This window comes from bacterium (genome assembly GCA_009926305.1).
In the GTDB taxonomy this organism is placed as follows: domain Bacteria; phylum Bdellovibrionota_C; class UBA2361; order UBA2361; family RFPC01; genus RFPC01.
Genome location: RFPC01000010.1, coordinates 34,198 through 46,888 on the forward strand (window position 1 = coordinate 34,198; position 12,691 = coordinate 46,888).

The following is a 12,691-nucleotide window of genomic DNA, read 5'->3' on the forward strand; positions in this document are numbered from 1 at the left end:
CCAGATTTGCTCGGTTAAACGTAAGTCCTCTAGGAGCTTAATAAACTTCTCCTTTCGGGTACAGCGTCCTGACTCTAAATATTCCCTGAATACGTGAGCGGCCTATCATAAAAGAGGGTGTTTAGAGCATAATCCATTTACTCGACATGCCAAACTTCTTATTATCTGTAAAAGGACTTTGTTAGCGAACCGTACTTTTAGTAGGAAAAGGCAGTTAGAGCTTACAAGAAAGAAGTCCTTCTGATGGAGGAAGCCGAGCGATGGAAGATGTTTGGAAACAGTTTGAGGAAAATAAAATAACCCACAGCGCCGCACACCACCTAACCGCGGTCAAGGAACTCCGAGAGTCACGTGGATATGCTCGAGTGACGGATGTAGCTCGGCTGCTCAATATTACTACTGGTAGCGCATCAACGAATTTGAAGAATCTTAAGTCAAAGGGATTCATCATCGAAGATGAAAACAGATTCTTGGAGCTGACTGACGAAGGACTCCAACTTGCTCAAGCTGTCCTAACTCGAAAAGAAATTTTCTTCAGATTTCTGGTCGATGTACTTGATGTGAATAATGATCAAGCTGAGATTGATGCTTGTAAGACTGAGCACCTGATCAGCGCTGAAACAGCGTCAAAGCTCGAGAGGTTTGTACAGCAATATAAGTCAAAGAATGCAGCCTAAAGAATGTAGGTGCAAGCAAGAGGGATAACGGTATGACAATCAAGGCAACTCTGAAGCAAGAAATGAAAAATGCGATGAAAGTCAAAGAGAAGATGAAGCTTGAAACAGTTCGTGCCCTCTTGAGTGCGCTTCAGTATGAAGAAATGAGCAAGAAAACCGAGGAGCTTTCCGAAGAACAAGCTTTAGCGGTATTAAAAGCCGAAAGAAAGAAACTCCAAGAGACACGGGAATTTGCTGAAAAGGCAGGTCGTTCAGAGTCGGTTGCCGAAACAGAGGCACAAATCTCGGTCATCGACCTCTTCCTTCCATCGCAACTCGCAAGAGACCAGATAGAAAAAATAATCTCTGATTTCTCAAAGCAAACGCCAGAAGCGAATATGGGAACAATAATGAAGCACCTGCAACAAAAATACAGTGGGCAATACGATGGAAAAGTTGCTTCAGAGGTTGCGCGAGAAGTACTTAGTCGATAAGCCTTCTACTTCTTTTTTTCCCCAACAGATTGCCGCGTTTTGACCTTAGGAGTTCCCTTTGCTTGCTTCCCACTTGCCTCTCCTCCATTCTCTTTCCTTGAGCGTTCTATATAGCCAAGGGCAGAAACAACGACTCGCCCTCCCCCCTCTCCCTCTTGTTCAGGATTCACATCAAGATCTCGTGCGCTGAGATATCCCCTGACTCGCTCATGAAACTTATCAACTTCTTTTTTTAGCCACTGCTTAATCTCTGGCAACTGACTCTTCACCAGATTATCGTACTCCGTTCGATAATGAGGATTTCTTGGCTCGTTTCCGAACTCGATATTGTCATGCACGGCATGAAGCAATGTATCCATATCCATGCCGGCAAGTTGAAGCCTCCATCGATCCGAATCATCGTCCTTCGAAATTGCGCGTAGCAGCTTAAGCTTGCCTCCTCGCTCCTCGACTAATTCAAGCCGCTTCAGTTCAAAGAGCACGGTTCCTGGGTTGAGGTGTTGGCTGATTGATGCGACGAGCTGGTAAAACTCACTATTATCGGAATCATATGTTAACGGTCGAACTCTGCCACTCCCATCACGATACTGCTTGTCTTGTTCCCAACGATTGAGCACTCGAGAGACAAGATTTGCTGAACGACGCTCCGGATCGACATCTCCTGAGGTAATATTTTTTACATCCACCCGCGAGATCCCGGTAAGAATACTGATTCGACTCGTGTTTATCTTAGAGGTCGTGCGAGCTAACTCTTCTCTTGCCACTCGCACATAGGCTGCTCGCGCAAGATCCACAAAATGCTGAAAGGGCACCTGTCTTCTTAAGAAAAAACGGGCAATTCCCTCAAGCATCTTTGAGTACAGGTCGCTTTCTGAACTAGCCTCCGTTTTTTTCCCCAAACCAGCCTCCAATGATGCATTTTTATGGCATTTTTAAGATAACGGCAGAAACGGAATGCCACTAGAGGTCCTCTGGCTGATTTTCTCGTATCTTCGGAACATTAATCGTAGATTCAGGGAGTTAGGAAATCCTTTTTCACTTTTTTCTGCTTTTATCACTCTTTTTAGAAGCATCATCGCTGGAACTCCCGATATGAGCTTAGGAAGGAATGGTAGTGCCTATTCGGATTTTTATTCGGGGGTTACATGAGAAAAAAGTCTTCATATTACAAATTTCATCGCTCTGCTGGAGCTTCTCTCGTAGAGTATAGCCTACTTATCGCTGTCTTGGCCTCCTTCTCAATCGCCTCAACGCAATCTCTGGGTTTATCTCTAAAAAACGCCTTCGATGGAGGCACTTCAATGGGAGGGGATTTTAATCCTGCTGCTGCTGGTGGAGTCACCTCCACAGGTACTGTAAATGGTGACCACACCACTGGGAAATAACCCCAGCAGCTAACCAGTATCAAACTGCCCCTCGAGGATGCCAGTTCCAAAGGCTTGGATACAATTGTGTTAACGGAATAAAGTGCTCACTCTGTTCGGAAAGATAGAGTTCCGTCTGTTGAGAGATCGAATCGCCACCAATCGTGCATGCCTCTAAGAGCTGAGATAAACGCGAGCAGCCTACGAGCACTGAAGTCACAGGCGGTTGTGCCAGAATCCAGCCAAGTGCAACTTGTGCCATACTAAAACCATCAGTGCCCCGCGCTGCATCAGAGAGCGCTGAAAGAAAACTCTTCACCTCAGGGTAGAGCTTATCCTGAAGAAAAATATTCTGCCGGCGTGAGTCTCTCGGCAAATTTTCATTGCTCTTAAACTTTCCCGTCAAGACCCCCTGACACAGAGGTGAATAGGCAAAAAAAGCTACCTGCTCCGTCTTACACCAAGGAAAGATCTCCTTCTCGGCTCGCCTCCATAATAGGCTATATGCACCCTGAACAGCCATTATAGGGGAAGCATTCGAGACTTCCGAAAATTCTCTCGGCCCCCAATTGGAAACTCCTATCTCACGGATTTTCCCCTCGTCACGCAATTTGAGCAGCTCTCCAAGGGTTTCATCCACTGCGGGAGTGCGCGGTGGCCAGTGTTGTTGATAGATATCGATATAATCCGTGTTAAGATTTTTAAGCGATTGCTCTAAGGAATCTCTCAGACGTTTGGGAGTCGAATCCTTTGGGCCAAACTTCGTAGCGATTATCACGCTCTCTCTCTTTGCTCCAATTGCCTTCCCGAGTAGACGCTCCGCCTCTCCCTTTCCATATGATGGAGCAGTATCAAATAAGTTAACCCCTCGGTCTATCGCCTCATGCACAACCTGCTCATAGGATGCTGCATGAGACGTTTCCCATCCACTCGCTTGCCATCCTCCTAATCCGATACGGCTGACGAAAATATCACTCGTACCGACTCTTCTCCGTTCAATCATACGACTCTTATTAGCTTTTATTCCAATGTGCTTGCTCAATAAAAACCGAGCTTTCAGATTCAGTGGCGACTTGCACTCGATACGGCAGCCCTTTCACTCTCGCACCTGGTAAGAACATTTTAAGAGTATGCCATTTTCCATCACGCGGAACGGAAAAAACAAATTTGCCCTCTTGTCCAAAATTATGATCAACTTCTTGTAATATAATTTTTTCCGAATCTCGCTGATTCTCAGAATTTTTGGTCAGTTTTACTTTCACTTCGAAGAGAGACACACCCTTACCCACAAAAGATGGAACCCGAATGCTCTCTCCTCTTTGGAGCTTCGTCCTTCCCAAGAAGTGAAAAAGAGCAAAGCCCGTATCATCCGCCTCTCTATGGAAAGCAAGTAACTCGAGCCCGCTGTCTGGCCCAAGAGACTTAACACGAGCCAGCAGAGACAACAGCTCTTCTGCTTGAGAGCGAAGAATTACATATCTCAGATTTGATATCTTAGCGAGTGCATGAAGGCTCTCGATATCGGGGAAGCCCTGAGTTCTTCCTGGGAGCTCTTTCATAATCCTTGTTTGCTGTCCACTATATCCATTAACAGTTCTGATACCTGCATCAAGCGCCCAGTTCATTGCGTTTACATTATAAATAGCAAATTGGTTTCGGCTCTCAGTCGTTGCCTTCCCTTCTTGTACTTCAGCAATAGGCAAAAAAACTGCCACATCTCCATCACCACCTTTTTCCCTGATCTCAGCTAGGGTGCTTAGAACATTGGGCATGGACTCTCTTTCTACCACGGCATAATTCACTACGAGGTTCTCTGTAATACCAATCAAAATGATAAACGCTGCACATAGGATCGAATGTGCCCTCACCGTTCGCATTTGGAGAAAAAATGCTACCCCACACCCCGATAGGGCAACCAGCCCAACGACTACAACCACACCTGCCCTTGAAATCGCTCGCAACGCATTCATTCCGGGTATGTAATGATACGCTATCTCGAAGAGCCCATATCGATATGCGCCTGTTTCATCGACAGGCCCGAGGGATAAGAATCCGTAAACAAATGTACACAAGAGAAGAAAGCAAATGCCCACATTAATCAAAGGAGGTGAGGAGTCTTCTGTCGAGAAATTCCGTCTCTGTTGAAGCAAAGACACAAGTCCTACCAATCCAAAAAGGTACATTACCCATCGAGAGAGGATTCGCTCCCCATGTGCATCAAGCACAAAAACGCTTATCCCAAAGAACAGAACAAGGAGCATATGGAACAACGCTTTTCTCTGAATAGCGAAGTAGACTGCTGCAAAGAAAGACAATCCATATACAAGAATACCAGGAAAGAAATGAGCCTCGGCATGGCTCCAAAAACGGGTTTCTCCATACAGCCACGAAAGTGGTGCTGCGCTAGCATAAGAGAGTCCACTTGCCCGAAAGACAAACATCTCTTTCATGAGTCGAGCACCAAACAGCTCTCTTGTTTCGATATATGGGAGGAGAAAGGGAATAAGAAGAAGGCCGCTTGGAATAAGTCCCGCCACAAAACGAGCACCAATACGGATAACACCACTGGTTGGCATCAGAAAAAACATCATGAGAAAGAAAAGAATTGGGAGCAATGCCAAGAAGATTGCAAAATATACTGTTGTGAGAAAGCAGCTAAGAAGAAGAAGCCCAAAATACATACCCATAGGAGCTGGATTTCTTAGACTCCTCAATAAAAGTTCAGTACCTAGCGGAATGAAAAATAAAAATTGTAGTTGCGGATGGCCTAATGAGTGCGACAGATAGCCAAGAGATACTCCTATCATTCCCGCAGCAAGTGCTGCCAGAAACTCCTTTGTAACGAGAAGCACGAGCCGAAACAGCGTATATCCAAGTGCAAGGTGAGCAAATAAAAGTATGAGGTTATACAGAAGATTCTCAGAGACTCCGAGCTCATAAAACGGCTTTGCTATCAGCGCTGGCAGTATGAAGTTGTCGCTCCACGCTAAGGGGTGTGAGTAGGGATAGAAAGATTGCAAACCGAAAAAGGGCTCTTCAAAAAGATATCTCAGGTGATGACGAAACAAGTAAATATAGAGGCCTGCATCTCCACTTGCCCCACCAAGCCAAGAGGAGTCAATAGCTCCGATCGCTTGGGCCCGAAGAGCAAAGATAAGCGCGATAAAAAGCGTTAGAGCGATTCCTGTAGAACGAAACGGTACTCCATCCGTATATGTGGCGCCACTCCTCAAATCGAATCTCCATGCAGACTACTTTCTCTTTTCATGAGCTCGCTGCGCTACTTCATCAAGAAACTCTTCTGTTGTAAGGTAACTCTCCCGAGAGGCCTCACTTCCGTGGATACAGATCGCAAGGTCCTTGGTCATTTTCCCCCCTTCTACCGCTTCGACACAGGCAGTCTCCAGATTCTCTGCAAACTGAATAACCTCGGGAGTATTATCAAACTTCCCTCGATACTTCAGTCCACGAGTCCAGGCATAAATTGACGCTATTGAGTTCGTACTCGTCTCTTTTCCTTGTTGATGCTGCCTATAGTGGCGAGTCACGGTTCCGTGAGCCGCTTCGGACTCTACCGTTTTCCCATCTTCTGTCATGAGCACTGAGGTCATTAATCCAAGCGAGCCAAAACCTTGAGCAACGATATCTGACTGCACATCACCATCATAGTTTTTGCACGCCCATAAATATCCACCAGAGCCCTTGATAGCAAACGCAACCATATCATCAATAAGACGATGCTCATACCAGAGTCCGTGCTCTTCAAATTCAGCGCGATAGTGCGTTTCGTAAATATCATGAAAAATATCCTTGAAGCGCCCATCATAAGCCTTGAGAATGGTATTTTTTGTAGACAAATAAACGGGAACTCCCCTTGCTTTTGCGTACTCAAAGCAGCTCTTTGCAAAGCTCACAATTGAGTCGTCCAAATTATACATGCCAAGTGCTACACCCGCTGCTGGAAAATCAAATACATTGTACTCAGTTGGCTCCCCGCCGTCGGCAGGCTCAAACTTCATCGTCAGCTTTCCAGCGCCAGGAACCAAGAAGTCGGTTGCCCTATACTGATCTCCGAATGCATGTCTGGCTATGATAATTGGCTCAGCCCAACTCGGCACAAGCCTTGGAACATTTTTACAGACGATTGCTTCTCTAAATACGGTTCCACCGATGATATTTCGGATAGTTCCATTCGGAGATTTCCACATCTTTTTCAGTCCAAATTCTTCTACTCGAGCCTCATCTGGCGTAATGGTTGCACACTTGATCCCGACACCATGCTCCTTAATGGCGTTTGCTGCATCGATAGTAACCTGATCTTCTGTTGCATCTCGATTTTCTATAGAGAGGTCATAATAATGCAGATCAATGTCAAGATAGGGCAGAATAAGCTTCTCTTTAATCAACGCCCAAATAATTCGGGTCATCTCATCCCCATCAATCTCAACTACCGGGCTCTTTACCGCAATTTTACTCATGAACGCCTCCCTCTCTGGCACAGGTTGGTTCAAATCCTATGAACCACGGGGACTATATCGCTTCAAAGAAATTTTGGGAATTCCCACTTCATGCTCGAAAAGGATTGCCTTTCAACGCCTGGGCTCCTTTAGGTGCAGAACTCGGGTTTTTCTCCATCTTCTCGTCTGCGGCAAACAGAAAGAGAAAAAACATGCATGAACATCATTTTAGGGCTTGTAGAAAAGTATGCGCTTCGGTCATCGTGCGAGTTCTGTTTGTATTTAGACACATGGATCGCCAGGAAATACGAAAAAGGAGAATATGAGCATTATCACCGTCGCAAACCTAAAGGGTGGTGTTGGAAAAACTTCACTTGCAATCAATGTTGCATGTGCATTCTCCAAGCGATTCTGCGAAACCTTACTAATCGATCTTGATGGTCAAGGAGACGCATCCTATCTTCTTGCCGGTCATCTGAACAAATCAAGCAGCGCGATACGCCCCGCGAACCCTTCACACAGCTTACTAGAACGGTTCTCGACGCTCTGTAAGGATCAAATAGTGGAAGTTCGGCCAGGCCTTGATCTCTTACCAGTAACTGCCCTTCGTGACCTGATTCCCGATGGCTCCCTACAGACTTTGGCTGAACACGGAGAGGTTCTTCCTCGTCTGATAAGAAACCTATCTTATGACTATGACAATATTATCATCGATACTCCTCCGGCATGGAGCGCCGTTCATGGAGCAACTCTGAGTGCCTCAGACCTTGCCGTAGTACCGATTGATCCAAGTGAGATGAGTGTCCGAGCGGCCATCAGTTTTCTCAATAAAGCATCGGATACGACTACGGCCTCCGCACTCCTCGTGAGAACTCTGGTAAGTCGTCAGGCTCGTAGTATCACTCGTCAAGCAAAACAAAAACTCGAGCAAACATTTCTCGGCCAGTCCTCTGAAGATCACCTAGGCGAAAAGATTCCTCAGCGAGTTCGTCTTAAGGGACTCGCTTCTCAAGTCGAGGACGGCATTGAGATATATCTGTCTCATGCTGCTATTTTTCGCTCTGAAATAGCCCACAAACTCACCTATGAAAAAAAGACCGTCTTTGAGCACAAAGCGGTGTCGCATATTGCTGAGTCATACATGCAGCTTGCGAGCAACATAGAAAAAGTCGCGGCTCTCCATCAGCCCGAGACTTTAGAGCCGCTAGAAGATATGTTGGACCTTGCATTCGCGTAGTTTAGTCTTCTCGCGCTGTTGCCTTTACGCGCACTTGCCCGTCATTCACAACCACCTTGAATGAGAGTCGCTTGTTCTGATTTTGCTCGCGAAATGCCTTTGCTTGTTGCACAATTCGCTCCTGAAACTTCTCATAGTCGAGATTCAGTCGCCTGCCCGCCTGTTGCTCCATTGCATCTTGGTAGGTATCAAATAGTGCGCGTACGTTTGCTTTTGTTTTTCCTCGTCTGGTTTTTCCTTCGGCAAGATCCTGAGCAATCTTGTCTTTTAGCTCTGCCTTAAAAACATCACGGAAGTAGGTTCCTTCTTCACGCTCTCGAAGCACTCGTTGCCAATATGTATTATACGTTTGAAACCGCTGTTCAAGCATTCGAAGCTGGTAGTTAAGTTGAGAGTTCTTAAATGGGGCATTCCGCAGCACTCGAATAGTTCGAGTCATGCTTGCATATAGCTTATCAGGTGGGCGCTTCTGAAGACCCATAAAGTATTGTTCATAGTGCACTCGCAACTCATCAAGTTGCTGAATGGCGCGATGAACTTCGCTTCGGATTGAAGCAATTTTATTCGTTTGTTTTTGGCGATCTTGCTCATCACCCATAGTTCATCTCGCAGATAAAGAGCATCTGTCGTAGGCGTTTGATGGTCTTGAGACTTAAGTCTCTTTGGCAAATCTCTCTAGAATATCGAACAGCTATCGATTTTTATTAAGAAATCAGCGAAAAATTTGGGCCAAGTACGAGCAAATGGCCTCCTCTAAGCAGCAGAAGACACATAAATCAGTAGCATATCTGCTAAACCAATAAGAAATTCTTTTAGGTGGGCTCCCCTATTAGAACACACCGTCACTCAGAGACGTCCACGAGTAGAGGCTCTCCGTTCGAGGCTTAAGTCACCAGTACTCGGAAATCTCATATAACAGAGATAGTTCAAGAAAGACGATGTTTTTGAGGGGTTGGGATGTTTAAAAGTTGTTGTTTCCGCATTATATTCTTCACTCTGGTAATTCTTCCGAATCTAGCTCTTACTGAAAGTAAGATAACTCCCACAGGTCCTGGGACGAATATGTGCCTTCGGATCATAATTGATGCAAAGACCGCCGCCCAGGTTGAGGAAGACGGAAGTACTTTTGTTACTATGCCAGGACCTGATCCGCGATTTGGTGAAACTTCCCGAGAGATGAACGGTGACATTATTGTTTACAGCTTTGATTTTCAACTCAGGTGCGGTTGCTGGCATTACTATTTCGCAAGGGATTCTCAGTCTCTTGCATGCATTTGCTACTCCTTGTGCATGATTGCCTGCACTAGAACAAACAATTCCTTTTTGCCGTTCTTCTTTAGAAAGCCTACAGATGGTGTTGTAGGCGCCTCGTATTTTAAAAGACCGAACCTGCTGTAAATCTTCTCTTTTAAAAAAAACTTGCGCTTGACATTTTTCGGACAAACGGAGGTTTTTTTGCAAGGGAGATTCTAAGGCTACGCCATCTAAATTTTGGACCGCCAAACGGACTCCTTCAAGCGTAGGAAGCGCCATGGTTTAAACAATTTTTTTCATTGCGGTCATAGAGGCACGCAATTCATAACCAATCAATTCTATAGGATGATATCGAATAATTTCGTTGATATCAATTAGTTGTTTATTATCTACGCCATTGCCAGCGTCTGAAGCATAGGCTTTTCCGATAACATCGGTATCAATTTTGGCCATAAAGTCTTTTAACATTGGCTTGGCGGCATGATCGAACAAATAACATCCATACTCTGCGGTATCAGAAATAATACGGTTCATTTCGTATAATTTTTTACGCGCGATGGTGTTTGCAATCAGCGGGGTTTCATGAAGCGATTCATAGTAGGCAGATTCTTCTTTTATACCAGCAGCAACCATGGTGTCAAATGCCAATTCTACTCCTGCACGAACAAAGGCTACCATCAAAACTCCATGGTCAAAATATTCTTGTTCTGAAATTTCGGCATTGGTAATCTCTGTTTTTTCAAAAGCGGTTTCACCTGTTGCTGCACGCCAGCTAAGGAGGTTGTGATCGTCATTGGCCCAGTCTTCCATCATGGTTTTAGAAAAATGTCCTGACATAATATCGTCCATGTGTTTTTGGAAGAGCGGTTCCAAAATTGTTTTTAGTTCTTCAGAAAGTTCAAATGCTTTGATTTTAGCAGGATTAGACAGGCGATCCATCATGTTGGTAATCCCGCCATGCTTGAGTGCTTCTGTGATGGTTTCCCAACCGTATTGAATCAATTTTGCAGCATAGGCAGGGTCGATTCCTTTTTCTACCATTTTATCAAAACTCAAAATTGACCCGGTCTGCAGCATGCCACACAAAATGGTTTGTTCTCCCATAAGGTCGGACTTAACTTCGGCTACAAAAGAGGACTCCAACACCCCTGCACGGTCGCCTCCTGTTGCAACAGCATAGGCTTTTGCTTGGGCGAGTCCGTGTCCTTGCGGGTCGTTTTCTGGATGCACCGCAATCAATGTAGGCACCCCAAAACCTCTTTTGTATTCTTCTCGAACTTCAGATCCTGGACATTTTGGCGCTACCATAATTACGGTAAGGTCTTCGCGTATTTTCATTCCTTCTTCAACAATGTTGAAACCATGTGAATAGGAAAGTGTGGCATTTTTTTTCATCAATGGCATGATTGCTGCCACTACATCGGAGTGATTTTTATCGGGGGTTAAGTTGATAACCAAGTCCGCATCGGGAATCATTTCTTCATAAGTACCAACAGCAAAATTATTTTCGGTTGCATTGACATAGGAAGCGCGTTTGTTGTCGATGGCTCCTTGACGTAAAGTGTAGGAAACATCCAGCCCAGAATCGCGCATGTTGAGACCTTGGTTAAGCCCTTGTGCGCCACAGCCCACAATGACGATTTTTTTGCCTTCAAGCGCGGATATACCGTCTGCAAATTCTTCTTTCTCCATAAAACGGCATTGACCGAGTTGATTTAATTTTTCGCGGAGTGCTAGTTGGTTAAAATAATTTCCCATTAGGATGATTTTTCTTCGTTATTTTTGGTTTTAAATGTATTCAAAATTTCTGAGATACCCATTTTTGCTTTGGATACTGAGATGCGCCCAGAACGTACAAATTGCAATAATCCGTAGGGACGTAAATCCTCATAGAGTTTTTCGGTTTCTTCTCGAAAACCTGTTTTTTCGATCACAAAAAACTCGGGGGATACTGTGACTATATTGGCCTGGCTTTTTTTAATGATGTTTTGGATGTGGCGTTCTTCGAAGAGTGCTTGCGACTTAATTTTGTATAATGCAGATTCTTGAAAAATGGTTTCGGCATCGGTATGATAATAGGCGCGAATTACATCAATTTGCTTCTCAATTTGTTTGACGACTCTGGCAATATTTTCTTGTTTCATTTTGACAACAATTACAAAACGAAAAACATTTTCAATTTCTGAGGGGGAAGTGGTCAAACTTTCGACATTAATATGCCTTTTTAGAAAAATTGCAGAGATCCGATTGAGTAACCCCACATTGTTTTCTGTATAAATTGATATGGTATAAGTTGTTGGTTCCATATTATTCTAGTCGTATATCCGAGACCGAAGCCCCAGAAGGGATCATTGGAAAAACGTTATCTTCTTTTTCTACGCATACTTCTAAGAAGTAGGGGCCTTGACAGCTGATCATCTCACCTACTGCAGTGTCGAGCTCTGTGCGATTTTGAACTTTTTTTGCAGGGATACGGTAGGCTTCGGCGATTTTAATAAAATCGGGGTTTATCATTTCAGTAGAAGCATAGCGTTTGTCAAAAAACAGTTGCTGCCACTGACGGACCATGCCTAAAAATTCGTTGTTTAGTACTACAATTTTGACGGCCAAATGTTGTTGAAAAATAGTTCCTAACTCTTGAATCGTCATCTGATATCCTCCATCGCCAATGATGGCAACAACCTCACGATTTGGTGCTCCCATTTTGGCTCCAATTGCTGCAGGAAGCGCAAAACCCATAGTTCCTAATCCCCCAGAGGTAACATTGCTTTTGGATTGATTGAATTCTGCATAGCGACAAGCGACCATCTGATGTTGCCCTACATCGGTTACAATAATAGCATCACCACCACTGTGTTTGTTAATGACCTTTATGGCCTCTCCCATTGTCAATCCAGGTTTGGTTGGGTACAAATCGTTGTTTATGACTTTGCTGATTTCTGTGGCTTTGAGTGCTTCAAAACGCTGATACCAGAGGCTTAAATCTTTTTTAGAAACCAAGGGCAGTAGTTGTTGAAGGCTGCTTTTGCAATTGCCCAAAATGGCCAAATCTACAGGTACATTTTTATTAATTTCGGCAGGGTCTATTTCTAGGTGAATAATTTTAGCTTGCTTGGCATAGGTTCCCAAATCGCCAGTAACACGATCGTCAAAACGCATTCCTACGGCGATCAGTAAGTCACATTCGTTGGTGAGTAAGTTGGGTGCATAATTGCCATGCATTCCAACC

The 12,691-nt window shown here is 44.6% G+C and carries 14 protein-coding genes; 5 read left to right on the forward strand and 9 right to left on the reverse strand.

The genetic code is table 11. The features are described from left to right. Positions 1-260: 260 nt before the first annotated feature. Together EBR25_03250 and EBR25_03255 are read left to right on the forward strand one after the other, a co-directional pair. Complete coding sequence (locus tag EBR25_03250) at positions 261-677, forward strand: metal-dependent transcriptional regulator (GenBank protein ID NBW40001.1); 417 nt, start codon at positions 261-263, stop codon at positions 675-677. Between the two features lie 32 nt (positions 678-709). Beyond that, the gene (locus EBR25_03255; GenBank protein ID NBW40002.1) at positions 710-1,150 is read left to right on the forward strand and encodes a hypothetical protein; all 441 of its coding nucleotides are present in this window, start codon (positions 710-712) and stop codon (positions 1,148-1,150) included. A 5-nt stretch (positions 1,151-1,155) separates the two neighbouring features. Here the strand turns inward: EBR25_03255 and EBR25_03260 are convergent, their stop codons facing one another. Next, positions 1,156-2,049 carry a hypothetical protein gene (locus EBR25_03260; GenBank protein ID NBW40003.1) on the reverse strand — a complete coding sequence of 298 codons (894 nt, stop codon included), beginning with the start codon at positions 2,047-2,049 and terminating at the stop codon, positions 1,156-1,158. Positions 2,050-2,104: 55 nt separating this feature from the next. Between EBR25_03260 and EBR25_03265 the strand changes: the two genes are divergently transcribed. Both EBR25_03265 and EBR25_03270 read left to right on the forward strand, forming a co-directional pair. Further along, positions 2,105-2,299, forward strand: coding sequence for a hypothetical protein (locus EBR25_03265; GenBank protein ID NBW40004.1), 195 nt, complete (start codon positions 2,105-2,107; stop codon positions 2,297-2,299). Then, complete coding sequence (locus tag EBR25_03270; GenBank protein NBW40005.1) at positions 2,296-2,535, forward strand: hypothetical protein; 240 nt, start codon at positions 2,296-2,298, stop codon at positions 2,533-2,535. Before EBR25_03265 ends, EBR25_03270 begins: the two co-directional genes overlap by 4 nt. A 19-nt stretch (positions 2,536-2,554) precedes the next feature. Here EBR25_03270 and EBR25_03275 read toward each other — a convergent pair whose 3' ends face one another. The 3 genes from EBR25_03275 to EBR25_03285 are packed head-to-tail and all read right to left on the reverse strand — an operon-like array spanning position 2,555 to position 6,992. Continuing rightward, a complete protein-coding gene (locus EBR25_03275) occupies positions 2,555-3,517 on the reverse strand; it encodes an aldo/keto reductase (protein ID NBW40006.1) in 963 nt (320 codons plus the stop codon). A 10-nt stretch (positions 3,518-3,527) separates the two neighbouring features. Continuing rightward, on the reverse strand, positions 3,528-5,747 hold the full coding sequence (locus EBR25_03280) for a hypothetical protein (protein NBW40007.1): 2,220 nt from the start codon (positions 5,745-5,747) through the stop codon (positions 3,528-3,530). 18 nt (positions 5,748-5,765) lie between these two features. Next, entirely contained in the window at positions 5,766-6,992 is a 1,227-nt protein-coding gene (locus EBR25_03285; protein ID NBW40008.1) for an isocitrate dehydrogenase (NADP(+)), read from the reverse strand. A 301-nt stretch (positions 6,993-7,293) separates the two neighbouring features. Here EBR25_03285 and EBR25_03290 point away from each other — a divergent pair, with 301 nt between their 5' ends. Further along, positions 7,294-8,208, forward strand: a complete 915-nt coding sequence (locus tag EBR25_03290; GenBank protein ID NBW40009.1) for a ParA family protein — start codon at positions 7,294-7,296, stop codon at positions 8,206-8,208. Position 8,209: 1 nt separating this feature from the next. Here the strand turns inward: EBR25_03290 and EBR25_03295 are convergent, their stop codons facing one another. The 5 genes from EBR25_03295 to EBR25_03315 all read right to left on the reverse strand — a co-directional run. Continuing rightward, positions 8,210-8,806: a hypothetical protein gene (locus EBR25_03295; protein NBW40010.1), complete on the reverse strand. Its 597-nt coding sequence runs from the start codon at positions 8,804-8,806 to the stop codon at positions 8,210-8,212. A gap of 416 nt (positions 8,807-9,222) precedes the next feature. Then, positions 9,223-9,741 carry a pyridoxal-phosphate dependent enzyme gene (locus EBR25_03300; GenBank protein ID NBW40011.1) on the reverse strand — a complete coding sequence of 173 codons (519 nt, stop codon included), beginning with the start codon at positions 9,739-9,741 and terminating at the stop codon, positions 9,223-9,225. Between the two features lie 3 nt (positions 9,742-9,744). Continuing rightward, complete coding sequence (locus EBR25_03305) at positions 9,745-11,220, reverse strand: ketol-acid reductoisomerase (GenBank protein NBW40012.1); 1,476 nt, start codon at positions 11,218-11,220, stop codon at positions 9,745-9,747. Beyond that, on the reverse strand, positions 11,220-11,768 hold the full coding sequence (gene ilvN, locus EBR25_03310; GenBank protein NBW40013.1) for an acetolactate synthase small subunit: 549 nt from the start codon (positions 11,766-11,768) through the stop codon (positions 11,220-11,222). Before ilvN ends, EBR25_03305 begins: the two co-directional genes overlap by 1 nt. Position 11,769: 1 nt before the next feature. Next, the coding region (locus EBR25_03315) for an acetolactate synthase large subunit (GenBank protein ID NBW40014.1) at positions 11,770-12,691 on the reverse strand (922 nt) is incomplete at its 5' end.

Excerpts from the sequence above, each read along its gene's own strand:
- EBR25_03295 (NBW40010.1), bottom strand. The coding sequence starts at position 8,806 with ATGGGTGATGAGCAAGATCGCCAAAAACAAACGAATAAAATTGCTTCA.
- EBR25_03270 (NBW40005.1), top strand. The coding sequence starts at position 2,296 with ATGAGAAAAAAGTCTTCATATTACAAATTTCATCGCTCTGCTGGAGCT.
- EBR25_03305 (NBW40012.1), bottom strand. The coding sequence starts at position 11,220 with ATGGGAAATTATTTTAACCAACTAGCACTCCGCGAAAAATTAAATCAA.
- EBR25_03275 (NBW40006.1), bottom strand. The coding sequence starts at position 3,517 with ATGATTGAACGGAGAAGAGTCGGTACGAGTGATATTTTCGTCAGCCGT.
- EBR25_03290 (NBW40009.1), top strand. The coding sequence starts at position 7,294 with ATGAGCATTATCACCGTCGCAAACCTAAAGGGTGGTGTTGGAAAAACT.
- EBR25_03255 (NBW40002.1), top strand. The coding sequence starts at position 710 with ATGACAATCAAGGCAACTCTGAAGCAAGAAATGAAAAATGCGATGAAA.
- EBR25_03250 (NBW40001.1), top strand. The coding sequence starts at position 261 with ATGGAAGATGTTTGGAAACAGTTTGAGGAAAATAAAATAACCCACAGC.
- EBR25_03265 (NBW40004.1), top strand. The coding sequence starts at position 2,105 with ATGCCACTAGAGGTCCTCTGGCTGATTTTCTCGTATCTTCGGAACATT.
- ilvN (NBW40013.1), bottom strand. The coding sequence starts at position 11,768 with ATGGAACCAACAACTTATACCATATCAATTTATACAGAAAACAATGTG.
- EBR25_03285 (NBW40008.1), bottom strand. The coding sequence starts at position 6,992 with ATGAGTAAAATTGCGGTAAAGAGCCCGGTAGTTGAGATTGATGGGGAT.
- EBR25_03300 (NBW40011.1), bottom strand. The coding sequence starts at position 9,741 with ATGGCGCTTCCTACGCTTGAAGGAGTCCGTTTGGCGGTCCAAAATTTA.